This window comes from Billgrantia tianxiuensis (assembly GCF_009834345.1).
Classification (GTDB): domain Bacteria; phylum Pseudomonadota; class Gammaproteobacteria; order Pseudomonadales; family Halomonadaceae; genus Halomonas; species Halomonas tianxiuensis.
Map to the genome: position 1 here is coordinate 671997 of NZ_CP035042.1, position 25632 is coordinate 697628.

25 protein-coding genes and 1 pseudogene are annotated in these 25632 nt (G+C 65.3%); 11 read left to right on the forward strand and 15 right to left on the reverse strand.

The window, feature by feature from the left end:
- The first annotated feature begins 61 nt into the window (after nt 1-61).
- From rho to EKK97_RS03115, 8 genes and pseudogenes are all read left to right on the forward strand, one after another.
- Nucleotides 62-1320, forward strand: a pseudogene (gene rho, locus EKK97_RS03090) (transcription termination factor Rho).
- 245 nt (nt 1321-1565) lie between these two features.
- Nucleotides 1566-3065, forward strand: a complete 1500-nt coding sequence (gene ubiD / locus EKK97_RS03095) for a 4-hydroxy-3-polyprenylbenzoate decarboxylase (RefSeq protein WP_159548940.1) — start codon at nt 1566-1568, stop codon at nt 3063-3065.
- Nucleotides 3062-3841 carry an NAD(P)H-flavin reductase gene (locus tag EKK97_RS03100; protein WP_159548943.1) on the forward strand — a complete coding sequence of 260 codons (780 nt, stop codon included), beginning with the start codon at nt 3062-3064 and terminating at the stop codon, nt 3839-3841. The genes ubiD and EKK97_RS03100 overlap by 4 nt, the downstream gene beginning before the upstream one ends.
- The gene (folM, locus tag EKK97_RS03105) at nt 3838-4551 is read left to right on the forward strand and encodes a dihydromonapterin reductase (protein ID WP_159548946.1); all 714 of its coding nucleotides are present in this window, start codon (nt 3838-3840) and stop codon (nt 4549-4551) included. Before EKK97_RS03100 ends, folM begins: the two co-directional genes overlap by 4 nt.
- A 38-nt stretch (nt 4552-4589) precedes the next feature.
- Entirely contained in the window at nt 4590-4715 is a 126-nt protein-coding gene (locus EKK97_RS25300; protein ID WP_267964028.1) for a hypothetical protein, read from the forward strand.
- A 326-nt stretch (nt 4716-5041) separates the two neighbouring features.
- Nucleotides 5042-5206 (forward strand): hypothetical protein, encoded by a 165-nt coding sequence (locus tag EKK97_RS23565; protein ID WP_201296999.1) that lies wholly within the window; start codon nt 5042-5044, stop codon nt 5204-5206.
- Nucleotides 5207-5211: 5 nt separating this feature from the next.
- Nucleotides 5212-6294: a 3-deoxy-7-phosphoheptulonate synthase gene (locus tag EKK97_RS03110; RefSeq protein ID WP_201297000.1), complete on the forward strand. Its 1083-nt coding sequence runs from the start codon at nt 5212-5214 to the stop codon at nt 6292-6294.
- Nucleotides 6295-6376: 82 nt separating this feature from the next.
- Nucleotides 6377-6889 (forward strand): DUF3087 family protein, encoded by a 513-nt coding sequence (locus EKK97_RS03115; protein WP_159548952.1) that lies wholly within the window; start codon nt 6377-6379, stop codon nt 6887-6889.
- A gap of 28 nt (nt 6890-6917) precedes the next feature.
- Here the strand turns inward: EKK97_RS03115 and ppk1 are convergent, their stop codons facing one another.
- Both ppk1 and hemB read right to left on the reverse strand, forming a co-directional pair.
- Nucleotides 6918-9137: a polyphosphate kinase 1 gene (gene ppk1 / locus EKK97_RS03120; RefSeq protein WP_159548955.1), complete on the reverse strand. Its 2220-nt coding sequence runs from the start codon at nt 9135-9137 to the stop codon at nt 6918-6920.
- A gap of 53 nt (nt 9138-9190) precedes the next feature.
- The gene (gene hemB / locus EKK97_RS03125; RefSeq protein WP_422673557.1) at nt 9191-10189 is read right to left on the reverse strand and encodes a porphobilinogen synthase; all 999 of its coding nucleotides are present in this window, start codon (nt 10187-10189) and stop codon (nt 9191-9193) included.
- Between the two features lie 238 nt (nt 10190-10427).
- Between hemB and elbB the strand changes: the two genes are divergently transcribed.
- Nucleotides 10428-11090, forward strand: a complete 663-nt coding sequence (gene elbB / locus EKK97_RS03130; protein WP_159548961.1) for an isoprenoid biosynthesis glyoxalase ElbB — start codon at nt 10428-10430, stop codon at nt 11088-11090.
- 79 nt (nt 11091-11169) lie between these two features.
- Here elbB and tatC read toward each other — a convergent pair whose 3' ends face one another.
- The 13 genes from tatC to EKK97_RS03195 all read right to left on the reverse strand — a co-directional run bounded on the left by tatC (nt 11170) and on the right by EKK97_RS03195 (nt 23624).
- A complete protein-coding gene (tatC, locus tag EKK97_RS03135; RefSeq protein WP_159548964.1) occupies nt 11170-11955 on the reverse strand; it encodes a twin-arginine translocase subunit TatC in 786 nt (261 codons plus the stop codon).
- Nucleotides 11952-12389 (reverse strand): Sec-independent protein translocase protein TatB, encoded by a 438-nt coding sequence (gene tatB / locus EKK97_RS03140; RefSeq protein ID WP_159548967.1) that lies wholly within the window; start codon nt 12387-12389, stop codon nt 11952-11954. The genes tatC and tatB overlap by 4 nt, the downstream gene beginning before the upstream one ends.
- Before the next feature lie 6 nt (nt 12390-12395).
- Nucleotides 12396-12656 carry a Sec-independent protein translocase subunit TatA gene (gene tatA / locus EKK97_RS03145; protein WP_159548970.1) on the reverse strand — a complete coding sequence of 87 codons (261 nt, stop codon included), beginning with the start codon at nt 12654-12656 and terminating at the stop codon, nt 12396-12398.
- A gap of 47 nt (nt 12657-12703) precedes the next feature.
- The gene (locus EKK97_RS03150; RefSeq protein ID WP_159548973.1) at nt 12704-13039 is read right to left on the reverse strand and encodes a phosphoribosyl-ATP diphosphatase; all 336 of its coding nucleotides are present in this window, start codon (nt 13037-13039) and stop codon (nt 12704-12706) included.
- Nucleotides 13040-13069: 30 nt separating this feature from the next.
- Nucleotides 13070-14692, reverse strand: coding sequence for a ubiquinone biosynthesis regulatory protein kinase UbiB (ubiB, locus tag EKK97_RS03155; RefSeq protein WP_159555665.1), 1623 nt, complete (start codon nt 14690-14692; stop codon nt 13070-13072).
- Nucleotides 14692-15330, reverse strand: a complete 639-nt coding sequence (locus tag EKK97_RS03160; protein ID WP_159548976.1) for a ubiquinone biosynthesis accessory factor UbiJ — start codon at nt 15328-15330, stop codon at nt 14692-14694. Before EKK97_RS03160 ends, ubiB begins: the two co-directional genes overlap by 1 nt.
- A 7-nt stretch (nt 15331-15337) precedes the next feature.
- Nucleotides 15338-16105, reverse strand: coding sequence for a bifunctional demethylmenaquinone methyltransferase/2-methoxy-6-polyprenyl-1,4-benzoquinol methylase UbiE (ubiE, locus tag EKK97_RS03165; protein ID WP_159548979.1), 768 nt, complete (start codon nt 16103-16105; stop codon nt 15338-15340).
- A gap of 123 nt (nt 16106-16228) precedes the next feature.
- On the reverse strand, nt 16229-16612 hold the full coding sequence (locus EKK97_RS03170) for a gamma-butyrobetaine hydroxylase family protein (protein WP_159548982.1): 384 nt from the start codon (nt 16610-16612) through the stop codon (nt 16229-16231).
- Between the two features lie 115 nt (nt 16613-16727).
- Nucleotides 16728-18050 (reverse strand): ATP-dependent protease ATPase subunit HslU, encoded by a 1323-nt coding sequence (gene hslU / locus EKK97_RS03175; protein WP_159548985.1) that lies wholly within the window; start codon nt 18048-18050, stop codon nt 16728-16730.
- Between the two features lie 11 nt (nt 18051-18061).
- On the reverse strand, nt 18062-18580 hold the full coding sequence (gene hslV, locus EKK97_RS03180) for an ATP-dependent protease subunit HslV (RefSeq protein WP_159548988.1): 519 nt from the start codon (nt 18578-18580) through the stop codon (nt 18062-18064).
- Nucleotides 18581-18754: 174 nt separating this feature from the next.
- Nucleotides 18755-19480 (reverse strand): SPOR domain-containing protein, encoded by a 726-nt coding sequence (locus EKK97_RS03185; RefSeq protein WP_159548991.1) that lies wholly within the window; start codon nt 19478-19480, stop codon nt 18755-18757.
- 3 nt (nt 19481-19483) lie between these two features.
- Nucleotides 19484-21169, reverse strand: a complete 1686-nt coding sequence (gene argS / locus EKK97_RS03190) for an arginine--tRNA ligase (RefSeq protein WP_159548994.1) — start codon at nt 21167-21169, stop codon at nt 19484-19486.
- Nucleotides 21170-21386: 217 nt separating this feature from the next.
- Nucleotides 21387-23624 carry a primosomal protein N' gene (locus tag EKK97_RS03195; protein WP_159548997.1) on the reverse strand — a complete coding sequence of 746 codons (2238 nt, stop codon included), beginning with the start codon at nt 23622-23624 and terminating at the stop codon, nt 21387-21389.
- A gap of 208 nt (nt 23625-23832) precedes the next feature.
- Between EKK97_RS03195 and rpmE the strand changes: the two genes are divergently transcribed.
- Nucleotides 23833-24048, forward strand: coding sequence for a 50S ribosomal protein L31 (gene rpmE, locus EKK97_RS03200; protein WP_159549000.1), 216 nt, complete (start codon nt 23833-23835; stop codon nt 24046-24048).
- Nucleotides 24049-24295: 247 nt separating this feature from the next.
- Nucleotides 24296-25567: a malic enzyme-like NAD(P)-binding protein gene (locus EKK97_RS03205; protein WP_159549003.1), complete on the forward strand. Its 1272-nt coding sequence runs from the start codon at nt 24296-24298 to the stop codon at nt 25565-25567.
- Nucleotides 25568-25632 lie beyond the last annotated feature (65 nt).

Sequence of the window (25632 nt, forward strand, 5' to 3'; positions counted from 1 at the left end):
CCGCACCATTCCCACGGCTGCCGTGCCGCCACGCTGACATGAGCAACTTCCGAACACACCGATGAATCTTACCGAACTCAAGCAAAAATCCGTGCCGGACCTTCTGGAGATCGCCCGCGAGATGGGCATCGACAACCTGGCCCGCTCGCGCAAGCAGGACATCATCTTCGCCATCCTCAAGAAGCACGCCAAGAGCGGCGAGGACATCTACGGCGATGGTGTGCTCGAAATCCTCCAGGACGGCTTCGGCTTCCTGCGCAGTGCTGACAGCTCATACCTGGCCGGCCCCGACGACATCTATGTCTCGCCGTCGCAGATTCGTCGCTTCAACCTGCGCAAGGGCGACTCGATCTCCGGCAAGATTCGTCCGCCGAAGGAAGGCGAGCGTTATTTCGCGCTGCTCAAGGTCAGCCAGATCAACTTTGACAAGCCGGAAAACGCCAAGCACAAGATCCTGTTCGAGAACCTTACGCCGCTGTTCCCCCAAGAGCGGCTGCGCATGGAGATCGGCAACGGCTCCACCGAGGATCTCACTGCGCGCATCATCGATCTCACCGCTCCCATCGGCAAGGGCCAGCGCGGCCTGATCGTCTCGCCGCCCAAGGCGGGCAAGACGCTGATGCTGCAGAACATTGCCACCTCGATCACGCGCAACAACCCGAGTGTCACCTGATCGTGCTGCTGATCGACGAGCGTCCGGAAGAAGTGACCGAGATGTCGCGCACCGTGCGCGGTGAGGTGGTCGCCTCGACCTTCGACGAGCCGCCGGCACGTCACGTGCAGGTTGCCGAGATGGTCATCGAGAAGGCCAAGCGCCTGGTCGAACACAAGAAGGACGTGGTGATCCTGCTCGACTCCATCACCCGTCTGGCGCGCGCCTACAACACCGTGGTGCCGAGTTCCGGCAAGGTGCTTACCGGCGGTGTCGACGCTCATGCCCTGGAGAAGCCCAAGCGCTTCTTCGGTGCCGCGCGTAACATCGAAGAGGGCGGCAGCCTGACCATCATCGCCACCGCGTTGGTCGACACCGGCTCGAAGATGGACGAGGTGATCTTCGAGGAGTTCAAGGGCACCGGCAACATGGAAGCCCACCTGGACCGGAAGCTCGCCGAGCGCCGCGTTTATCCGGCAATCAACATCCGTCGTTCCGGCACCCGCCGCGAGGACCTGATTGCCTCCGAGGACGAGATGCAGCGCATGTGGATCCTGCGCAAGCTGCTCAACCCGATGGAAGATACCGCGGCCACCGAGTTCCTTATCGACCGCCTGAAAGATACCAAGACGAACCTGGAATTCTTCGAGGCGATGAAGCGTCGTTGATCGGGGCTATTAGGCTTCGGTTGCTAGGCTAAGGCTAGCGGCGCCGGGGACAGGGCGAAGAGGAGGTCTTTTGCCATGGATGGCAAAAGTAGCGCCCAGGGATGGGTTCACAGCGCCTCCTCGACGGTCTGGCGCTCCGGGACCTGTCGGCGGAGTGGCCGCGGGTAAGGATGAGTTGGCCAGCGGTGCCCAAAGGGGCGGCATGCTATGCTGCCCCTTTCGTCGTTCCGGAAACGGGAAATCGAATGAAGTACAACGACCTGCGCGACTTCATCGCCGCTCTGGAAGCCCAGGGCGAGCTGATACGTGTTTCTGCTGAGGTGGACCCCTATCTCGAGATTACCGAGATCTGCGACCGCACCCTGCGCGCCGGTGGCCCGGCGCTGCTGTTCGAGAACGTCAAGGGGCATGACATGCCGCTGCTCGGCAACCTGTTCGGCACGCCGAAGCGGGTCGCCATGGGCATGGGCCAGGACAGCGTGGAGGCGCTGCGCGAGGTGGGCGAGTTGCTCGCCTTCCTCAAGGAGCCCGAGCCGCCCAAGGGCTTTCGCGATGCCTGGGACAAGCTGCCGATCTTCAAGCAGGTGATGAGCATGGGGCCCAAGACGGTGCGCAGCGCCCCGGTGCAGCAGGTGGTGCTCGAGGGCGACGACGTCGACCTCGACCGCCTGCCGATCCAGCACTGCTGGCCCGGTGATGCCGCACCGCTGGTCACCTGGCCGCTGGTGGTGACACGCGGGCCGCACAAGAAGCGCCAGAACCTGGGCATCTATCGCCAGCAGAAGCTTTCCAGGAACCGCCTGATCATGCGCTGGCTGTCGCACCGCGGCGGCGCGCTGGATTTCCAGGAGTTCCAGCAGACGAACCCTGGCGAACCCTTCCCGGTGGCGGTGGCGTTGGGCGCCGACCCGGCTACCATTCTCGGCGCGGTAACCCCGGTGCCGGACTCGCTCTCCGAGTACGCCTTCGCTGGGCTCTTGAGGGGCTCGCGCACCGAGCTGGTCAAGTGCGGACACGCCGATCTCGAGGTGCCGGCTTCCGCCGAGATCATCCTCGAGGGCTTCATCTACCCCGACGACATGGCGCCGGAAGGCCCCTATGGCGACCATACCGGTTATTACAACGAGGTCGACGAGTTCCCGGTGTTCACCGTGACGCGCATGACCATGCGCCGTGACGCCATCTACCACTCGACCTATACCGGGCGGCCACCCGACGAGCCGGCGATCCTGGGCGTCGCGCTCAACGAAGTGTTCGTACCGATCCTGCGCAAGCAGTTTCCCGAGATCGTCGACTTCTACCTGCCGCCAGAGGGCTGCTCCTACCGCATGGCGGTGGTGACCATGAAGAAGCAGTATCCGGGCCACGCCAAGCGCGTGATGATGGGCGTATGGAGCTTCCTGCGGCAGTTCATGTACACCAAGTTCGTGGTGGTGCTCGACGACGACGTCGACGCCCGCGACTGGAAGGACGTGATCTGGGCCATTACCACCCGCATGGATCCGGCCCGGGATACCGTGATGGTAGAGAATACTCCCATCGACTACCTCGACTTCGCCTCGCCGGTGGCGGGGCTGGGTTCGAAGATGGGGCTGGACGCCACCACCAAGTGGCCTGGCGAGACCGATCGTGAATGGGGCACGCCCATCGTCATGGACGAGGCCGTCAAGGCCCGCGTCAGCGAGCGCTGGAACGAGCTGGGTATCCATCTGCCCCCACACCCTGACGACAAGAGGCCTGCATGACCCCAAGGACCCTGAGCTGCCAGGTGACGGCGGTGGAGGACCTGACCCCCGACGTGTTCCGCGTACGCCTGGAAGGGCGCGCCGAGGCCATGGCCCATGAGCCGGGTCAGTATCTCGAGCTCAAGTTGGACGACGAGACCTGGGTGCCGTTCTCCATTGCCAGTGCGCATGTCGGTGACGGTACGCTGGAACTGCATATCCAGCACTGGCCGGAGCGCGAGAACTCCGCCCGGCTGCGCGAACTGATCGTGGTGGCGCACCATCTGACGGTGCGACTGCCGGGCGGCGACTGCGTGCTGGATACCACTAGCCGGCGCCCGCTACTGTTGATTGCCGCCGGTACCGGTTTCGCCCAGTTGAAGGCGATCGTCGAGGCCTCGCTGCACGAGGCGCCTGAACGACCCATCGAGCTGTGGTGGGCCGCCCGCGAGCGGCGTGATCTCTATCTCGAGAGCCTGCCGCGGCAGTGGGCCGAGCAGCACGAAAACGTGCGCTTCCATGTGGTCACCGAGGCAGTGCCGGAGCCGCCGGTGTCCGGTGAGCGCATTCAGGGCCACCTGGGCCGCATCGACCAGGCATTGGCCAGCGGGCTCGAAGACGTCAGTGGCTACGATGTCTATCTTTCCGGCTCGCCGGGCATGGTCTATGCCTGTGTCGACGTACTGGCCTCGCTGGGTCTGGAGCCGAACCGGGTATTCTCCGACGTCTTCGCCTATGCACCGCGCCAGCCGCTGGTGCCCACCGCCGGGGTGTTGCGCAGGGGGAGTGCGCGGTGAGCGCCTCGCCGATCCTGGTCACCGGGGGTGCCCAGCGCCTGGGGCGTCACTGCGCCGAGCGCCTGGCCGAGGATGGGCACCCGGTGATCATCAGTTATCGCCGCGAGCGCCCCGAGCTCGAGGCTCTGCGCAGCCGAGGCATCGTCACCCTGCAGGCGGATTTCTCCAGCGAGGCGGGAATTCTCGATTTCATCGCTAGGCTCAAGGACGAAACGGGTTCGTTGCGGGCCATCGTGCACAACGCCAGCGACTGGGCGCCGGACAGCCAGGATGACGAGGCCGGGGCTGCTTTCGAGCGGCTGTTTCGCATCCACATGCAGGCCCCCTACCTGATCAACCTGCACTGCCGCGAGCTGCTCGAGGCGTGTGGTGAGCCCCAGCGCGACATTGTGCACATGACCGACTACGTGGTGCAGAAAGGTTCGAAGAAACATGCGGCCTACGCTGCCACCAAGGCGGGTCTGGCCAACCTGACGCTCTCGTTCGCAGCCATGTACGCTCCCCGGATCCAGGTCAATTCCATCGCACCGGCGCTGATCATGCTAGGCGAGGGCGACGACGAGGACTATGTCGAGAAGGCCAAGGCCAAGTCGGCCATGGGAATGGTGCCGGGGCCGGGTGTGATCTACCAGAGCCTGCGCTACCTGCTCGACAACCGCTACGTGACCGGAATCACCTTGCCGGTCGATGGCGGGCGCCACCTCCGTTAGAATAGCTTTCCCCCTGATACTCATAACGAGGTTTTGCCATGGCGAACGACCCTAATTTCAAGGATGACAGCGGACTGCTGTCGATCGTGCTGGGCCTGATGGTACTGGTCAGCATGACTGCCTTGCCCGCGACCATCGGCTGGTATCAGGTGATCGCCGGCTGACAGGCGGCGCTTGCCAAGCCTGCGCCGATCCGGCACGATGAAGCCAGAACATCGGGAGACGACCATGACACCGAAACTGAGCCTGCCCCTTGCTGTGTCCTACCGCGCCCCGCGTGCGGTGGCTGCGCATGGCGCCGGCTTCGGTGGCCAGTATTGGTATTGGTTTAGTTCCGGTGTGCCGGCGGCTGGGTCCTGAGCGAGGACAGCCGCGAAGGCACACCCTAACCGGGTTGCCTCCCATAAAACCCCCGGTCGGCAACCCGACCGGGGGTTTTGCGTTGGTCGCCCGGTGTTCGCCCGATACCATCAACCAGAGGAGATGCGCCATGACCGCACGCCGCGCCACTTTCGCCGCCTACGCCCATCACGCCTATTACGGCTGGGACTATGGCTGGCGATTTAGCGCCGCGCGGTCGGTCCAGTGCGCCACCTCCGACCGTGAGATGACCGGTGGCATGACGACACGATGTTTGCCGACCTCACGGAGTTGACTATCATGAACGCCCCCGCATCTCTTGCCCAACGCCTGGCCGATGACCATGCCGATCTCGATATTTCCCGTGCCAGCCGGGTCGAAATGACGCTACCCACGCCCGGCGAGCTGCGTCGCCGACTGCCTGTGGCGCCCCTCGTGGCCGAACGCCTGCACAGCCAGCGCCGCGCCATCCAGGACATCGTCAGCGGCCGTGACGACCGCATGCTAGTGGTGGTGGGGCCCTGCTCGATCCATGACCCTCTGGCTGCCCTGGAGTATGCTCACCGTCTGGCCGAGTTGGTGCCGCAGGTAAGTGATCGCCTGCTGCCGGTCATGCGGGTCTATGTGGAGAAACCGCGTACCACGGTAGGCTGGAAAGGACTTGCCTACGACCCTGACCTGGACGGCAGCGGCGACATGGCCCGCGGCCTGCACCTGTCGCGCCATTTGATGCACGAAGTCGCGACGCTTGGCTTGCCGGTGGCCACCGAAGTGCTGCAGCCGATGCTGGCCGCCTATCTCGATGACTTGCTGGCCTGGGTTGCCATCGGTGCGCGTACCACCGAATCGCAGCTGCATCGCGAACTCGCTAGTGGTCTCGAGGCCGCGGTGGGTTTCAAGAACGCCACCAGTGGCGACGTACAGGTTGCAGTGGACGCCATTCGTGCGGCAGCGCATCCGCACCAGCACTTCGGTCTCGACGACCAGGGCCGCCCGGCGCTGCGTGAGACCTCGGGCAATCGACATGCTCACGTGGTGCTGCGGGGAGGCCGCCACGGCCCTAATCACGACAGTGTTTCGGTCGGCGAGGCCCGCCGGACGCTGGAACGGGCCGGGTTGCCCGCGCGCTTGATGGTCGACTGCAGCCATGCCAATGCGTGCAAGGATCATCGGCGCCAGGCCGAGGTGTTGCGTGACGTGGTGGCGCAGCGCCTGCGTGGCGAAACGGCCCTGATGGGGCTGATGCTCGAGAGTCACCTGGAAGAAGGGCGCCAGGAACTTGCTCCTGGCACGCTGCGCCATGGCGTCTCGGTGACCGACCCCTGCCTGGGCTGGCAGGAGACCGAGGCGCTGCTGCTGGAAGCCGCCGGGCGGCTGCGCTGAGCCGGACAACTGGCTCGGGAGGCCTGTACTCGCCGTGGCGATGCCGGGATAATCCCGGCATCGCTGCTACAGGAGCTCCCGCATGCCGTTTACCTTCGAACACCACGACCCCGAGACCTATCGCCGCAAGGCGAGGATCATCAGCGTCGTCATGGCGGGACAGCTGATCGTCTTCGGCATGCTGTTCGCCCAACTGCTGACCGCCACCTTCGGCTCCAGCCTGTGGCTCAACGCCCTGGGTGTCTTTCTCGGCCTGCTGGCGACCAGCCTGACCTTCGCCGTGCTGCGCGAGCGGCCATGGATGCGAGAGATGCGCTACGTGTGGCAGCTAAAGCATCATCTCTCGCGGCTCAGCGGCTACCTCGCCACCCTGCGTCGTGAAATGGATCAGGGCAACGGCGTCGCCCTTCATCTGATGACCGCCTATCACCAGGGCATGGCGCAGTTAGCCGAACTCAACGGCCGCACCCTGGACGACGACGGCGAACTGCTCGGCGAGCGTGCCAGGATCCGGCACCTACGCGAGGAACGGGGGCTGCCTGAGCGGATCGAGGGGTTCGACCCCCATGACCTGGCCGCTTTCCGCAAGAGCTGAAGAGGCCGTCCCGAGCGTTCAGCCTGGCTCAGACCTTGGTCGCGTAGGCGTAGAGCAGCGTTTCCTGGGCGCTGATCGGTGCGCTGTTCCCCGGCTGCTGCTTCAGGTAGCGACCGTCCGGCTGCAGCAGCCAGCTCTGGCAGTTGTCCACCAGGTAGGTTTCGAGATCCTTGCGCACTCGTTCGGCCTGCTTGCGGTCGAGGAGCGGGAAGGCGGTCTCGACCCGATGAAACATGTTGCGCGCCATGAAGTCGGCGCTCGAGCACCAGGTTTCCTCCTTGCCGTCATTGTGGAAGTGGAAGACCCGGGTGTGCTCGAGAAAGCGGCCGATGATCGAGCGCACGCGGATGTTCTCCGAGACTCCCGGCACGCCGGGGCGCAGGCAGCACATGCCGCGAATGATCAGCTCGCATTCGACGCCGGCCTGGGAGGCCCGATACAGCGCCTGGATCAGCTTCGGCTCGGTCAGCGAGTTGCACTTGATGATCAGCTGGGCGCGGCGGCCGCGACGGGCATGCTCGGCCTCGCGCTCGATCATGGCGACTAGGCGCTCGTGAAGTGTGAAGGGCGCATGCAGCAGCCTGTCGATATGTTGTGCCCTACCCATGCCCGAGAGCTGCTGGAATACCTTGTGCACGTCGGCGCACAGCGCGGCATTGGCGGTGAGCAGGCTGTAGTCGGTGTACAGCCTGGCGGTGCGAGCATGGTAGTTGCCAGTGCCCAGATGGGCGTAATGGCGCAGTTTTCCCCGCTCGCGGCGTACGATGTGCATCATCTTGGCATGGGTCTTGTAGGCCATGACGCCATAGATGACGATGGCTCCCGCCTCCTGCAGGCGTGAGGCGAGCGCCAGGTTGTCGGCTTCGTCGAAGCGTGCACGCAGCTCGATCACCACGGTGACCTCCTTGCCGTTGCTTGCCGCTTCCACCAAGGCGTTGACGATGGCTGAATCGGCCCCGGTACGGTAGAGGGTCTGCTTGATCGCCAGCACGTTGGGGTCGCGGGCCGCCTCGCGGAGCAAATCTTCTACCGGAGAGAAGGCCTGGAAGGGGTGGTGCAGCAGGATATCGCTGCCAGCGATGGCCTCGAACAGGCTCGCTTTCTTGCGCAGCGCCTTGGGCAGCCCCGGCGTGAAGGGGCGGTAGCGCAGATCGGGTCGCTCCAGATCGCCCAGCGCCGAGATCATGCGCGTCAGGTTCACCGGGCCATTGACGCGATATAGATCGCTCTGTTCGAGCTCGAACTGCTTGAGCAGGAAGGCGGCTAGTTCCTCGGGGCAGTTGTCGGCGACTTCCAGTCGCACGCCGCTGCCATAGCGCCTGGCCAGCAGCTCGCCGCGCAGCGCCGAAGCCAGGTCGGAAACCTCCTCGGGGTCCATCGAGAGGTCGGCGTTGCGGGTCAGGCGGAACTGGTAGCAGCCGCGTACCGTCATGCCGGGGAAGACCTCCGCAGCATGAGCGTGGATCATCGACGACAGGAACACGAACTCCTGGAAGTCCGCCTCGCAGAGTTCACCGGGTAGCGCGATGACCCGCGGCAGCGAGCGCGGTGCCGGGAGGATCGCCAGCCCGCCCTTGCGGCCGAAGGCATCCTTGCCTTCCAGCTCGACGATGAAGTTGAGGCTCTTGTTGACCAGTCGCGGGAAAGGGTGCGATGGGTCCAACCCGATCGGGCTGATTACCGGTACGATCTCGCTCTCGAAGAAGGCGCGAATCCAGGCCTGCTGTGCCTCGGTCCACTCGTTGCGGCGGCGAAAGCGCAGCCTCTGGGCCTCGAGGGCAGGGATCAGAACCTCGTTGAGGATCTGGTACTGACGATCGACCTGCTCGTGCACGACCTGGGAGATCTCGGCCAGCAGTTGACGCGGCAGGCGGCCGTCGGCGCCTGTGGTTTCGTCGCCCAAGGCGACCTGATGCTTGAGGCCGGCGACCCGGATCTCGAAGAACTCGTCCAGGTTGGACGAGAAGATCAGCAGGAACATCAGCCGGTTGAGCAGCGGATGTGCCTCATCCAGAGCCTGCTCGAGCACGCGTACGTTGAACTGCAGGTGCGAGAGCTCGCGGTTGAAGTAGAGCGTCGGGTCGCCCAGGTCGGCCACGGAGTCGGGCTGGGATTTGGGCTTGACGCCGGCATGGCCCTGGTTGAGGCGCGGTGCGGCCGGTTCGAGGGTCGTCTCGTCGGCTCCGCCGCCAGGCGTTTCGATTTCCGTTGGTGCAAGGGGGCCGGCAGGGCCGGGCACATCTACCATAGCGCTCTCTCGTGGCTAAGCGGCAGAGTGCCCCGCTCGGTCGGGCTCCGCCGTCAGGGTGCGAGCAGTGTCGCCGCTCGTTTGGCGAAATAGGTCAGGATTCCGTCGGCTCCGGCGCGTTTGAAGCACATCAGCGACTCGAGCATCACTTCGTCGGGGTCCAACCAACCGTTGTCGAAGGCGGCTATGTGCATGGCGTACTCGCCGCTGACCTGGTAGGCATAAGTGGGCACCCGCAGTTCGTCCTTGACCCGACGCACCACGTCCAGATAGGGCATGCCGGGTTTGATCATCACCATGTCGGCGCCTTCGGCCAGGTCCAGGGCCACCTCGTGGAGCGCCTCGTCGCTGTTGGCCGGGTCCATCTGATAGGTGCGCTTGTCGGCCTTGCCGAGGTTGGCTGCCGAGCCCACCGCATCGCGGAACGGGCCGTAGTAGCGCGAGGCGTACTTGGCGCTGTAGGCCATGATGCGCACGTTGTGGAGATGCTCCTGCTCGAGCACCTGGCGGATCTCGCCGATGCGGCCATCCATCATGTCCGACGGTGCGACGATGTCGGCCCCGGCCTCGGCGTGTGACAGCGCCTGCTTGAGCAGCGTCTCCACGGTGCGGTCGTTGAGCACGTAGCCGCTGTCGTCGATGATCCCGTCCTGGCCGTGGATGGTGTACGGATCGAGCGCCACATCGGTCATGATGCCCAGCTCCGGTACCGCGGCCTTCAGTGCACGTACGCTGCGCTGGACCAGGCCGCTGGCGTTGTAGGCCTCCTCGGCCAGCTCACTCTTCAGTGACTGGTCCACCACCGGGAACAGGGCCAGGGCGGGAATGCCCAGCGCGTGGGCTTCGCGGGCCTCTTCGATCAGCAGGTCCAGCGACAGCCGCTCTACGCCGGGCATCGAGGGCACGGTCTCGCGACGTTTCTCGCCGTCGAGAACGAACACCGGCCAGATCAGGTCGGCGGCGGTCAGGGTCGATTCCCGCATCAGGCGACGCGAGAAATCGTCGCGGCGCATGCGCCGCATGCGTGTGGCGGGGAACTGGCGCGTGGTCATGAAACTCAAGATGCTCTACTCCGGCTGTGGCCACTTCCACCATGTCGTCAGTTGGCGGCAGTGTGCCTGGGAAGAATGACGGTTCGATGACAAACGAAGTGTATTGTGTCGAGTATATCAGTGCCGATCGAAGCGAAAAGCCGCGCCTTGTCGCACCCGGCACGACTCTCTAAAGTGTTGGCTTCGGGATTCGAGGCATAGCCCTTCATTCGAGGCGCCTTACTACAAGGAGAAAGGCATGAGCAAACAAGTGGCGGTCATCCTGTCGGGCTGCGGCGTTCAGGATGGTTCGGAGATCTACGAGACCACCCTGACCTTGCTGCGTCTGGATCAACTGGGCATCGGCTATCGCTGCTTTGCACCGGACATCATGCAGCACCACGTGATCGACCATCGCAACGGCGAGGCGGTCGAGGGCGAGACGCGCAACGTGCTGCTGGAGTCGGCGCGGCTGGCGCGGGGCAACATAGCGCCGCTGGGGGAGCTCGAGGCCGATGAGTTCGATGCGGTGATCCTGCCCGGTGGCTTCGGCGCGGCCAAGAACCTGTCCAACTTCGCCGAAGCCGGCAGTGACATGGAGCCGCTGGCGGAACTGGTCGAGGCAGTGGCGCCCTTTCATGAGGCGCGCAAGCCGATCGGGCTGATGTGCATCGCGCCGGCGCTGGTGCCCAAGTTGCTGGGTCCGGGCATTGCCGTGACCATCGGCCACGATCCCGGTGTTGCCGGTGCGATCAGCTCGATGGGGGGGCTGCATCGCAGCTGTGGCGTCGAAGATATCGTGGTCGACTTCGAGAATCGTGTGGTGACCACCCCGGCCTACATGCTCGCCACGCGCATCGGTGAGGCCGCCACTGGCATCTTCAAACTGGTAGAGCGTATCGATGAGCTGATGGATCTGTAACGCCGCGCTTCGCATGCGCAGCGCCCCCGTTCGCTGGCGGACGGGGGCGCTTTACGTTCATCGCCTGCTTGATGGTGGCTCAGGTGTCGTCACGCTCTTCGGCTGGGGTGGTCTGGTCCGGCCGTTGCTTCTTGCGCCGCACCAGGCGACCGAACAGGATGCCGACCTCGTAGAGCAGGTACATGGGGATGGCGAGCAGGCTCTGGGAGATCACGTCGGGCGGGGTCAGCAGCATGCCGACGACGAAACAGCCCAGGATGATGTAGGGGCGTTTCTTGGTCAGGCTCTCCACCGTGGTGGCCCCGGAGGCGATCAGCAGGAAGGTGGCGATGGGGATCTCGAAGGCCACGCCGAAAGCGAAGAACAGCTTGAGGACGAAATTCAGGTACTGATTGATGTCGGTCATCACCGCCACGTTCTCCGGCCCGGTCTGGGTGAAGAACTGGAACAGCAGCGGGAAGACGACGTAGTAGGCGAAGGCGGCGCCGGCATAGAACAGCCCTACGCTCGAGGCTAGCAGCGGCAGGGCTAGGGCCTTCTCGTTGTCGTAGAGTCCGGGCGCAACGAAGGCCCAGGCCTGGTGCAATACGTAGGGGATGGCGACGAACACCGCCACCACCAGGGTCAGCTTGAAGGGGGCCAGGAACGGCGAGGCCACCTCGGTGGCGATCATCTGCGAGCCTTCCGGGAGCATGCCCATCAGCGGTTGGGCCACGAAGGTGTAGATCTCGTTGGCGAACGGGTAGAGCCCCAGGAAGATCACGAAGATCGCCACCACGGCGCGCAACAGGCGCGAACGCAGCTCGATCAGGTGTTCTATCAGAGGGGCCTGGCCAAGTTCCTGCTTGTCGTCGGAGTCGCTCATCGGGAAGCGGCGCCCTTGTCATCGTCGGAAGGGGAGGACTCGTGGCTCGTGGCCCTGGCTTCGGCCAGGGCATCGTCGAGGCGAGCGGAAGCCGACGGCGCTTCGTCGTCGGTCTGGCGCCGGTCGGCATCGGGCCGCTCGTCGTCGTCCTTGTGCGGTGTCGAGGACGAGTAGGGCTGGGCGATGCTCTCGACGTCGCGCTTGGCCTTGTTGAGGCTCTCGTCGAGCTTGGTCTGCTGCTCCTTGAGCTTCTGACGCAGCTCCTCCGCCTCGAGCTGCGAGTTGATCTCGCGTTGCATGCTCGAGACGGTGCGCTTGATCTTGCCGATCCACAGTCCCGCCGTGCGCGCCGCCTTGGGCAGGCGCTCCGGACCGAGTACCAGCAGACCCACGATGCCGAGAATCAGCAGTTCCAGGAAGCCGATATCAAACATGGAGGCTTACTTGCGCTCTTCCCGTTCCTCGACCTTGTCCGCCGACTTCTGCTCGGCCTGGACGTCATAGGTATTGGGCTGCTGCTCCTCGTGGGTCACCTTGGCTTGCGGCTTGTTCTTCTCGTCGTCTTCGTTGACGGCCTGCTTGAAGCCCTTGACCGCGCCGCCCAGGTCGGAGCCGACGTTGCGCAGCTTCTTGGTGCCGAAGATCAGGATGATGATGCCGAGTACGATCAGCAGTTGCCAGATACTGATGCCACCTAACATGAAGCGTTACCTCTGAGTTGGGTTTCCGGCGGATCCGGAAGCCAATTTCACTTGGACCTTGCGGCCTTCTCTTCGTGCCCGGAGATTCCGAAACGGCGGGCCAACTCGTCTAGCACGTCCCGGTGGTCGAGTCCGAGATGCGACAGCATCACCAGGCTATGAAACCACAGGTCGGCGGTTTCGGCGACCAGGGCCTTGCGTTCGGCCTCGCCACCGGTTTCGGCATCCTTGGCGGCCAGCAGGGTTTCCGTGGCTTCCTCACCGATCTTTTCGAGTATCTTGTTAAGCCCCTTGTCGTGCAAGGCGGCCACGTAGGATTCGGTGGGGTCGGCGCTGCGGCGCTGGCGCAGCACGTCGAAGAGTTCGTCAAGAATATCACGCATGGGGGCGATTCCGGTTGCGGTGGGTCAAGTTCATTGCCAGGCCAGCAGCACGAGGCCGATGGCACCAAGGGCCAGTATCGGCCAGGGTTGGTTCACGGCCCACTCGGACAGCGGCTGCCAGGCCAGTGCCAGCCCGGCCAGCAACACCCCCAGGCGCAGGCGTCGACCGCCGCGGCGGCCAACGCGAAGCTGGTGCTGGATGCCGTTCAGGGCCATGGCCTGGCGACGGCGCTGGCGGTGCTCGTGCTCGATCCGGGTCAGTGCCTGGTGGGCCACGCTGGGTAGCTCAGGCAGTTGGCGCGACAGCTCCGGTGCCTGGCGCTTGAGCGACTCCCATAGCCCGACCGCTCCGGCGCGCTCCTTCATCCAGCGCTCCAGGTATGGCTTGGCGGTGCTCCACAGGTCGAGGTCGGGATAGAGCTGGCGTCCCAGGCCCTCGATGTTGAGCAGGGTCTTCTGCAGCAGTACCAGTTGTGGCTGCACCTCCATGTTGAAGCGCCGCGCGGTCTGGAACAGGCCGAGCAGCACCTGCCCGAAGGAGATGTCCTTGAGCGGTTTCTCCAGAATCGGCTCGCATACCGTGCGGATCGCCGCGGCGAATTCGTTGGCGCGAGTCTCCTCGCCGACCCAGCCCGACTCGATGTGCAGTGCGGCGACCTCGTAATAGTCCTGATGGAAGAAGGCCAGCAGGTTGCGTGCCAGGTAGTCCTGGTCCTCGCGGGTCAGGCTACCGACGATGCCGCAGTCGATGGCGATGTACTGCGGGTCCTGGGGGTGCTCGCGAGCGACGAAGATATTGCCCGGGTGCATGTCGGCGTGGAAGAAGTTGTCGCGAAACACTTGGGTGAAGAAGATCTCCACGCCGCGCTCGGCGAGTCGCTTGAGGTCGGTACCCTGGGCCTCGAGTGCGGCGATGTCGGCAACGGGAATGCCATGCACGCGTTCCTGCACCATGACTCGCTTGCGGGTATGCGACCAGTAGATCGTGGGTACGTAGAGCAGCGGCGAATCCTTGAAATTGCGCTTGAGCTGCGAGGTGTTGGCCGCTTCCTTGTGCAGATCGAGCTCGTCGAACAGGGTTGCCTCATAGTCGCGCACCACCTCGATGGGGCGCAGCCGGCGGGCCTCGGGGATCAGCGTCAGCAGGCCGGCCACGCGGTACATCAGTGCCATGTCCTGGCGCATGATGTGGTCGATACCGGGGCGGATGATCTTGACCACCACGTCCTCGCCGCTATGCAGGCGGGCGGCATGCACCTGGGCGATGGAGGCCGAGGCCAGCGGCTCGGGCTCGAAGTGGGCGAAGGCGACCTCGAGAGGCATGCGCAGCTCGGTTTCCACCAGGGCGGAGGCCTCGCTACCGGGGAAAGGCGGTACCTGGTCCTGCAGGCGGCGCAGCTCGTCGGCGATCTCCTCCGGTAGCAGGTCGCGGCGGGTGGAGAGCAGTTGGCCGAACTTGACGAAGATGGGGCCGAGCGACTCCAGCGCCAGGCGCAGGCGCTCGCCGCCGCTGCGACGCCCCACCGGCACCAGCCGCAGCGGTGACAGCACGAAGACCAGCCGCAGCCACCACGGCAAGCGCTGCAAGGGCAGCAGGGTATCCAGGCGATAGCGGGTAATCACCCAGATGATGCGCAGCAGCCGTAGCCCCATCATGACGCGGCCTCGCTCTCGAGCCTGCGGCGCAGCCGGGTCAGGCGGGCGTCGAGTCGATCGGTGGCCACCTCCAGTTCGGTGAGATGATCGCGCAGGTTCTCCAGCTGCCGGCGGCCGGGGAGCAGGCGAGCTTCCTCGAACACGTACTCGGCAACATCGGCGCGCATTTCCTCCTGGGCACGCAGGCCCCAGCGGGCCAGGCTTCGCAGCCCTTCGGCGAGGCTATGGGCGGGTACGTCGCCCAGCCAGCGAGCCAGCTCCGCTTCCCAGTCGATCTCGAGGTCGAGGAACAGGTCACGCACCTCCTCGAGCAGATGGACCCGCCCGCGCACTGCGAGCCTGCCACGGAACATCAGGCGCTCCAGGGATTCGCCGCCAAGCAGCTCTCCCAGCGCCTCGGCATCGAGTTCCACCACGGTGTCGGCGCTGCTCTCGTCGAAGTCGTCCTGACGCATCAGGTCCACGCCGTGAGGATGGAAGCTCAGCAACAACGCCAGGGAGGGACGCTCCAGGCGCAACAACAGCCGGCTGCCAGACAGCCGGGCCAGGCGCGAGGGGGCGGCCAGGTCCCGGGCGAGCAGGGCGTTGAGGGTGCGCTCGATGCCGGCCAGCAGCAGGGTCGGGGTCAAGGTCATTGCGCCCTCAGAGCTTGATGCCGCGATGCAGGGCGACGATGCCCCCGGTGAGATTGGTGTATTCCACCCGCTCCAGGCCTGCCGCTTCCATCATCGCCTTGAGCGTCTCCTGGTCGGGATGCATGCGAATCGACTCGGCCAGGTAGCGATAGCTGTCGGCGTCGCCCGCTACCATCTGGCCCATCAGCGGCAGCAGACGGAAGGAATATTCGTCGTAGGCACGGGTCAGTACGGGGTTGTTCGGCTTGGAGAATTCCAGTACCAGCAGCCGGCCGCCGGGCTTGAGCACCCGGGCCATGGAGCGCAGCGCGGCGTCCTTGTCGGTGACGTTGCGCAGGCCGAAGGCGATGGTGATGCAGTCGAAGCTGTTGTCGGGAAACGGCAGGCACTCGGCGTTGGCCTGCACGTACTCGACGTTGCCGCCGACGCCATTGTCGAGCAGCTTGTCGCGCCCGACCCGCAGCATGGATTCGTTGATGTCGGCCAGTACCACCCGGCCGCGGGGGCCGACCATGCGCGAGAACTTGAGCGTCAGATCGCCGGTGCCGCCAGCGATGTCGAGCACGCTGTGGCCGGGACGTACGCCCGAGCGCTCAATGGTGAGCCGCTTCCACAGCCGGTGGATGCCCAGCGACATGAGATCGTTCATGACGTCGTAGCGCGCCGCCACGGAATGGAATACGTCGGCCACGCGCGAGGCCTTTTCCTCTACCGGCACTTCCTGATAGCCGAAGTGGGTGGTGCGCTGGTCCCCGGGGGTGGAGTGAGGGCTCATGCGTGAAAGGCTCCCGAATCGCTGCGAAAGGTGAGGCCTGGCCTCATGTTGGGCCACATTGTAGCCTTCCCCCGGCTGCCTTGTCTTTGACCTGCTGGGGCTACTGGAGCTGCTCGATCACGATTAGAGCTGCTTGATCTCGATGCCCAGCGGTTCGCGGCTCGCGCCAGCCTTCTCCAGACGCTCGAGATAGTCGGCCCAGTAGGCCTCGCGGTTCTCGATCAGTTCGAACAGGTATTCCCAGCTGTAGATACCGCTGTCGTGGCCGTCGTCGAAAGCGAGCTTGACGGCATAGCGGCCCACCGGCTCGATGTTCTTCAGACCGACGTCCTTCTTGCCGACCTGCAGCACGGCCTGGCTGGGGTGATGGCCGCGCACCTCGGCGGAGGGGGAGTAGACGCGCAGGTACTCCACCGGCAGGCGGTGGCTCTCGCCGTCGGGGTAGGTGAGCTCCAGCTCGCGGGCCTTCTTGTGGTAGTGGATCTTGCTGGGGATGGGGGCTGTCATGGGGCACCTCCGGTGAGATGTGAGACAGAAGAACGGCGCTGCGCGCCTGGAAGAAGGAAGAGCATGGCACTGCTTCCCTCTTCATTCTTCCCTCTTCGCGCGGCGTAGCCGCGCTTTAGAGGATATACCGCGACAGATCCTCGTCCATGGCCAGCTCGCCGAGCTGGGAGTCGACGTAGGCGGCATCGATCGACAGCGGGCTGCCAAGATCGGCGCCCTTGAACGAGGCCTCCTCGAGCAGTCGCTCCATTACCGTGTGCAGGCGCCGCGCGCCGATGTTCTCGGTACCCTCGTTGACCTTCCAGGCGATCTCGGCGATGCGCTCGATACCATCCTCGGTGAAGTCGATCTGGAGCCCTTCGGTGGCCAGCAGCGCCTTGTACTGCTTGGTCAGGGCGGCGGAAGGTTCGGTGAGGATGCGCTTGAAGTCCTCTGGTGTGAGCGCTTCCAGCTCGACCCGGATTGGCAGGCGGCCCTGCAGCTCAGGAATCAGGTCGGACGGGCGCGACAGGTGGAAGGCACCGGAGGCGATGAACAGGATGTGGTCGGTCTTGACCATGCCGTACTTGGTCGAGACGGTGGAGCCCTCGATGAGCGGCAGCAGGTCGCGCTGCACACCCTCGCGGGAGACCTCGCCGCCGCTGGATTGGCCGCTGCCCTTGGCTACCTTGTCGATCTCGTCGAGAAAAACGATGCCGTTCTGCTCCACGGCGTCGATGGCGCGGTGCTTGATCTCCTCCTCGTTGACCAGCTTGGCGGCCTCCTCGTCACGCAGCAGGGCGAAAGCGTCCTTGACCTTGACCCGGCGGGTCTCGGTCTTGTGGCGCCCCATGTTGGAGAACAGGCTCTGCAGCTGGCTGGTCATCTCCTCCATGCCTGGCGGGGTCATGATGTCGATGCCCGGGCCCTGGGGGGTGATCTCGATATCGATCTCCTTGTCGTCGAGGTCGCCCTCACGCAGCTTCTTGCGAAAGATCTGGCGAGTGGAGCTGTCGGCACGCGGGCTGGCCTCCTGACCGCGGGGAGGCGGCAGCAAGGCATCGAGAATGCGATCCTCGGCGGCGTCCTCGGCGCGGTGGCGCACTTCGTCCTTGGCCTGCTCGCGCACCAGCTTGACCGCGGCCTCGGTGAGGTCGCGAATGATCGATTCCACGTCGCGACCGACATAGCCCACCTCGGTGAACTTGGTCGCCTCGACCTTGATGAAGGGGGCGCGGGCCAGCTTGGCAAGGCGTCGGGCGATCTCGGTCTTGCCGACCCCGGTGGGGCCGATCATCAGGATGTTCTTGGGCGTGACCTCGGGGCGCAGGTCGTCATCGAGTTGCATGCGACGCCAGCGGTTGCGCAGGGCGATGGCGACGGCGCGCTTGGCGTCCTGCTGACCGACGATGTACTGATCCAGGGCGTGAACGATCTCGCGGGGTGTCATCTGGGACATGGTGGCGGCCTTCAGAGCGTTTCGAGGGTGACGTGGTGGTTGGTGAACACACAGATGTCGCCGGCGATCTCGAGCGACTTCTCGGTGATCTCCTTGGCCGAGAGGTCGGTGTTCTCCAGCAGGGCGCGGGCCGCGGCCAGGGCGAAGTTGCCGCCCGAGCCGATGGCGATGATGCCGCGCTCCGGCTCCACCACGTCACCGTTGCCGGTGATGATCAGCGAGGCGTTCTTGTCGGCCACGGCGAGCAGGGCCTCGAGGCGACGCAGGGCACGGTCGGTGCGCCAGTCCTTGGCCAGCTCCACGGCCGCCTTGACCAGGTTGCCCTGGTACTTTTCCAGCTGCGCTTCGAAGCGCTCGAACAGGGTGAAGGCGTCGGCGGTGCCGCCGGCAAAACCCGCCAGCACCTGACCGCGGTAGAGGCGGCGAACCTTGCTGGCATTGCCCTTCATCACGGTGTTGCCCAGCGATACCTGGCCGTCGCCGGCCAGGGCCACCTGATCACCGCGGCGCACGGAAACGATCGTGGTCATGGAGATGACTCCGTAACGGGGAGCCGAGGGCTCCCGGTGACTTTCGGTCCCCGGCATGTCCGGGGACCGTGAAAGAGCGTTCAGGGTAGGTGCGGGCGGCAGGGGGCGAATTCAAGCGCCTTCGTCGAGCGCGGGCGGAATCGATGCGCGCCCCGTGTGTGCCGTCAGGGGAGCTCAGTTGGTCGCGCGATGGCGCAGTGGGGTGATTCCCTGGGTCACCATCAGGTCCTCGGCGCGGTTGAGCTCCCGGGTGTCGTCGTAAGGGCCGACCATGACGCGGTGCCAGGTCTGGCCGTCGGCGGACTGCACCTGGCTGACCTGGGCCATCAGGCTCAGGTTGCGCAGACGCTGGCGCAGTTGCTCGGCATCTTCCGGCTGGCGGAACGATGCCGCCTGCAGCATGTAGCGCGTACCCGCCGGTGCCGCCGCCTCGCTGGCCGGGGTGGCGCTCACCTCGTCACGCAGGTTGGCGGCAATCACCTGGGCGATGGGGTCGTCGGCCGGTGCCTGTTCGGCGGCGGCATTGCCGTCGATGGGAGGCGGCACGTTGACCGTCGGCTCAGGCGGCGAGGCAGTGGAGGCGACCTCGCGTGGCGCCACGACTTCCTCGGGCAGCAGGGTATAGAACTCGAAGGTCGGCATGCGCGGTTCGCGCGGCTCGATGGTCGGCGCGGGTTCACTGACTTCCGTTGGTGTCCGCGGGATCAGGTTGGCCAGTGGCGAATCGCTGCCTTCCTGCCACGGGGCGGAGCCGTGCTGGTGCTGGGCCAGCAGGAAGCCCGCAACGACGCCGCCGACGCCCCACACCCAGCCGGGCAGGCGAAAGCCCTCGCGCCGGGCGGGGGTTCGTTTGCGGCTGGTGGTGGCGCCGCGCTTCTTGGGCGTGCGACGAGCGGCCATGGCTTACATCTCCTCCGGGGCACTGACGCCAAGCAGGTCGAGGCCGTTGCGCAGTACCTGGCGAGTGGCCAGGCCCAGGGCCAGACGGGCGTTGCGCAACTCGTCGTCCTCGACCATGACTTTCACCGCGTTGTAGCAAGAGTGGAATTCGGCTGCGAGATCCAGCAGGTATTGGGCCACCTGCTGCGGTTCGCGCGAGGCGGCGGCATGGTCGACGACCTCGGGGAAGCGTGCCAGTCGGTTCATCACCGCCTTCTCGTGGTCCTCAGTCAGGCGGCCCAGGCTGACCATCGCCAGGTCGTGATCGAAGTTCAGCCCCTGGGCCTCGGCCTTGCGCAGCATGCTGCACACCCGGGCATGGGCGTATTGCACGTAGTAGACCGGGTTGTCGTTGGACTGCGAGCGGGCCAGGTCGATGTCGAAAGTGAGCTGCGAATCGGCGCGGCGTGCAGCGAGGAAGAAGCGCGTCGCATCGCGCCCCACTTCGTCGATCAGGTCGCGTACGGTGACGTAGCTGCCGGCGCGCTTGGAGAGCTTCACCTCCACGCCGGAGCGGGTCACCATCACCATCTGGTGCAGCACGTAGTCGGGCCAGCCCTGAGGAATGCCGGTTTCCAGCGCCTGCAGACCGGCGCGGACCCGGGTCACGGTGGAATGGTGATCGGCACCCTGCTCGTTGATAACGGTGGTAAAGCCACGCTGCCACTTGTTCAGGTGATAGGCCACGTCGGGCAGGAAGTAGGTGTAGCTGCCGTCGGACTTGCGCATCACCCGGTCCTTGTCGTCGCCGAAGTCGGTGGTGCGCAGCCACAGGGCGCCGTCCTGCTCGTAGGTGTGGCCGCCTGCGATCAGGCGCTCCACCGCCTCTTCCACCTTGCCTTCGCGATAGAGCGAAGACTCCAGGAAATAGACGTCGAAGGAGACGCCGAAGGCCTTGAGATCGAGGTCCTGCTCACGGCGCAGCCAGGCCACGGCGAAGTCGCGGATGGCGTCGAGGTCGTCCGGGTCGGCCTTGGCGGTGACGTGGCGGTCGTCGGCGTGCACCGTCTCGCCGGCCAGGTAGTCGTTGGCCACCTCGATGATGTAGTCGCCGCGATAACCATCCTCGGGCCAGGCGTCGTCGTCGGGGGTGAGGCCCTTGGCGCGGGCCTGTACCGAGAGCGCCAGGTTGGCGATCTGGGCCCCGGCGTCGTTGTAGTAGAACTCGCGGGTCACATCAAAGCCGGTGGCCTCGAGCAGCCGGCTGATGCAGTCGCCGATGGCGGCACCACGGCCGTGGCCAACGTGAAGCGGGCCGGTGGGGTTGGCGGAGACGAATTCGACCTGCACCTTGTGGCCGCGCCCGACCAGGCTGCGGCCGAAAGTGTCGCCGGCATCCAGTACCTGGCGCACGATCTGGGCGGCGGCGTCGGCGGCGGCGAAGAAGTTGATGAAGCCCGGCCCGGCGATCTCCACCTTCTCCACGGCGTCGCTTTGCGGCAGCGCCGCGACCAGTGCCTCGGCCAGCTCGCGCGGCTTCTTACCGGCCGGCTTGGCCAGCATCAGTGCCAGATTGGTGGCGTAGTCGCCGTGAGCCTTGTCCTTGGTCGGATCGACCTTGACGGTCGGCGCGGCATCGGCGGGCAGTGTGCCCTGCTGCTTGAGCGTATCGACGGCGTTCTCGAGCAGGGAAATGATCGTCTCTTTCATGAAGCGGCTATGTCCTGTTGCGGCGGGCGCACGAGGCGATGACAGTGACCAGGCTAGCCTGAGGCACTCGTGAATGGCGCGGCCACGAAGAATGGGCTGGTCGAACATTATCGGCAATTGTGGCGCGGCTTTAAACCCTGCCAGCATCGCTTCGGGCTTCGGGCTTCGGGCTTCGGGCTTCGGGCTTCGGGCCAAGAGGTAAGCTGGTGGCTCGTGGCTAAGCCAGTGTCTGCGGGTCGACGTCCAGCGACCAGCGCACCCGGCGCGCCCCGGGTGAGGCCTCCAGCCAGGCGGTGAGCCGGGCGCAGGCGGCATGCAGCTGGCTGCGCCGACCGGCGCTCAGCAGCAGTTGGACATGGTAGCGGTTCTGGCGCCGCTCCATGGGCGCGGGCACCGGCCCCAGGCAATGCACGTCGGGGGCGTGCTCGCCGATCCAGCCGCGCAGCATTGCTGCCGCCTCGCGGCCAAGCGAGATGGTCGCGTCCTCTCGTGGGCTCTCCAGCCGCAGCAGGGCGAGAAAACGATAGGGCGGCAGCGCGGCGGCGCGGCGTTCGGCCAGCAGCTGCTCGGCCAGGGCATCGTAGCCGTGTTCGGCGAGCAGCCGCAGGTGAGGGTCGTCGGTGTGCAGGGTTTGCACCAGCACGCGACCGGGATGGGCGGCACGGCCGGCACGACCGGCCACCTGGACGAGCAACTGGGCGCTGTGTTCCAGGGCGCGAAAATCGCTGGCGTAGAGCCCGGCATCGGCATTGACCACGACCACCAGCGTAACGTGCGGCAGATGGTGGCCCTTGGCCAGCATCTGGGTGCCCACCAGCAGACAGGGTTCGCCGCGCCGCACCTGGGCGAGGGTTTGCTCGAAGGCATCGCGCCGGCGCGTGCTGTCACGATCGATGCGATGGACCGGCACCTTGGGGAAAAGGCCGGCGAGCGTCTCTTCGGTGCGCTCGGTGCCGCTGCCCAGCGGGCGCAGGTCGGCGCTGCCGCAACTGGGGCAGGCGTCGGGCACCGGGCGGCGTTTGTCGCAGTGATGGCAGGCCAGCATCGGCGGTTGGCGGTGCAGGGTCATGCGCGCGTCGCAGGAGTCGCAGTCGGCCAGCCAGCCGCAGGCATGGCAAGCCAATGTCGGAGCGAAGCCGCGGCGGTTGATGAACACCAGGACTTGGTGGCCGGCCGCGAGCGTCTCGCGTATCGCCTCGATGACCGGTGGGATGAGCCCGCCCTGGCGCGGCCGGCCGCGCAGATCGGTCAGCTCCAGTCGGGCCGGGGCATGGCGGCTGGCGCGGCGCGTCAGGCGCAGGTGGCGATAGTTGCCGCGCTCGGCGTGGTAGAGGCTTTCCAGCGAGGGCGTGGCGCTGCCCAATACGAGTGGGATGCCGTGATGCTTGGCACGGGCCACGGCCAGATCGCGGGCGTGGTAGCGCAGCCCCTCCTGTTGCTTGAACGAGCCGTCGTGCTCCTCGTCGACGATGATGGCGCCGGGCCGCGCTAGCGGCGTGAAGATTGCCGAGCGGGTGCCGATGACGATGGGCGCACGGCCGCTGGCCACTGCCTCCCAGGCGTCCAGGCGCTCGTTGTCGGTGAGTCCCGAGTGCAGTGCCACCACGGGGACCCGGAAACGGCTGCGAAAGCGCGCCAGGGTCTGCGGTGTCAATCCTATCTCCGGCACCAGCAGCAGCGCCTGGCGGCCACGGGCGACCACCGCCTCGATCAACTGCAGGTAGATTTCAGTCTTGCCGCTGCCGGTGACCCCGTGCAGCAGGCAGGGGTGAAAGGCATCGAGCCGCTCATGGATGGCTGCCAACGCCTGGGCCTGTTCGCGGTTGAGTGGCAGGGCCGGCTCGGCGAGCAGTTGCTCGGTGGCGGGTTCGGCGGCGGTCAGAGGAATCTCTTCACGGACGGCTAGCTGTTTTTCCACCAGGGTGGTCAGCTGTTCGCGGGAATAGCCCTGGGCCACTATCGCTTGGGTAGGCAAGCCGTGTGGATGCTGGCGCAACATGGCCAGCAGCTCGGCCTGACGTGGAGCACGCTTCAGGCGCGGGTCGTTCGTGCCGGGCTCCGTCAGGGCCTGCCAGCGCTCGCGCATGCGACCGGCCAGGGGGCGACCCTGGCGCAGCAGCACGGGCATCGCCTGATGCAAGGTGTCGCCAAGCGAATGCTGGTAGTAGCGCGCCGTGAACTGACACAACCATAGCCAATCCTCAGGCAGCGGCTCGGCATCCAGCCAGGCTTCCACCGGCTTGAGCTTGTCCGGTGCCAGGTCGCTTCGAGCGGCGCACGCCACCACGACCCCGACGACCTGACGACGGCCGAACGGCACGCGTACCCGAATACCGGGCCGCCACCCTCCCGGCGGCGCCTCATGGCTTGCACGGTAGTCGAACAGGCGTCTCAGGGGACTGGGGATGGCGACGCGCAGTACGCGCGGCGGTGGCGAAGAGAGGGAATCGGGCAATTGGCCTCCGGCGTCAACTCTGCTAGAATATCCGGCCGTCGTGACGTCTGTCCCTCTTGCTTCCTGGTGTTGGCAGAAGGGTGTCAGGCTCTTGGCGGCTACCGGTTGGTTAACGAACTTAATGTTCAACGAGTAGCGACGACAGACAACCCGTATGCGGTGCCTGGCAACGGATCAGGTGGCGGCATACCGCTCCATGAGGCTCAAGATGAAACAAGGTATTCACCCGGATTACAAGACGGTCACCGCCACTTGCTCCTGCGGCGCGACCTTCGAGATCGGCTCTACTGCCGGTCATGACCTGTCACTGGATGTCTGCTCCCAGTGCCACCCTTTCTATACCGGCAAGCAGAAGCAGGCGACCACCGGTGGTCGCGTCGAGCGTTTCAACAAGCGTTTCGGTGCCGCCATCAAGCGTGGCTGATTCGCCATTGCCGCGAGCATCATCGCTCAGGAGACCCGCCTTCATGGCGGGTTTTCTTTTGCGCGGCGTAAAGGCTGGCGATAAGGTAAGCGTTATAGCTGGGGCTTTTGGCATAAGTTGCAGCAAATGGAATCGAATGTTCGCGAACGAGCGTTCAAAATCGCCAAACGGGGCGGCTGTTGAGCTGTGGAAGGTTTTTCTATATTGTAGGTGGCCTTTCCCAAGAGATGGATACCGGACTCACAGCATGACAGACGCCAAGAAGCAGGCCGCGCTGGATTATCACGCCAAGCCGATTCCCGGAAAGCTTTCCGTGGAACTGACCAAGCCCACTGCGACCGCTCGTGATCTTTCCCTTGCCTACAGTCCTGGTGTCGCCGAACCGGTGCGCGAGATCGCACGTGACCCCGAGAATGCCTATCGCTATACCGGCAAGGGCAACCTGGTCGCGGTGATTTCCGACGGCAGTGCCATTCTCGGCCTGGGCAATCTGGGACCGCTGGCCAGCAAGCCGGTGATGGAAGGCAAGGGTGTACTGTTCAAGTGCTTCGCCGGCATCAATTCGGTGGACATCGAGGTCAATGCCGAAAGTCCGCAGGCCTTCATCGATACGGTGGCGCGCATTGCCGATACCTGGGGTGGCATCAACCTCGAGGACATCAAGGCGCCCGAGTGTTTCGAGATCGAGCAGGCGCTCATCGAACAGTGCAGCATCCCCGTATTCCACGACGATCAGCATGGCACTGCCATCGTCACTGCGGCCGGCATGCTCAATGCACTGGAGATCGCCGGCAAGCGCCTCGAAGGGGCCAAGATCGTCTGTCTTGGCGCCGGAGCCGCGGCGATTGCCTGCATGAAGCTGCTGGTGGCCTGTGGCGCCCGCTCCGAGAACCTGATCATGCTCGATCGTCGTGGGGTCATCCATGCCGGGCGCGAGGGGCTCAATCCCTACAAGGCGATGTTCGCGGTGGAGACCGACAAGCGCACGCTGGACGACGCCATCGACGGCGCCGACGTGTTCATCGGCCTGTCTGGCCCCAACCTGATGACTGCTGAGCACATGCGCAAGATGGCGCCGAACCCCATCGTCTTCGCCTGCACCAACCCCGACCCGGAGATCCATCCCGACGTGGCGCGGGAAGCGCGGCCCGACGTGATCATGGCCACCGGCCGTTCCGACTATCCCAATCAGGTCAACAACGTGTTGGGCTTCCCCTTCATCTTCCGCGGTGCGCTGGACGTTCGCGCCACGCGTATCAACGAGGAGATGAAAGTGGCTGCGGTGCATGCCCTTAAGGACCTGGCGCGCGAGCCGGTGCCCCAGGCGGTGCTCGACGCCTATGAGCGTGAGCACATGGAGTTCGGCCCCGAGTACATCATCCCCACGCCGGTCGACGTGCGGTTGCTCGAGCGTATCCCGGCGGCGGTGGCCCAGGCCGCGGTGGATTCGGGTGTGGCGCGGCGTCCCTATCCTGCGCACTACCCGCTGAAGACCGTGGATGACGTCTACGGCGGCTGACGGCCAACCGTAGGCATTCCCTGACGCAACGCGCCGGCCTTCGAGCCGGCGCGTTGCGTTCTGAC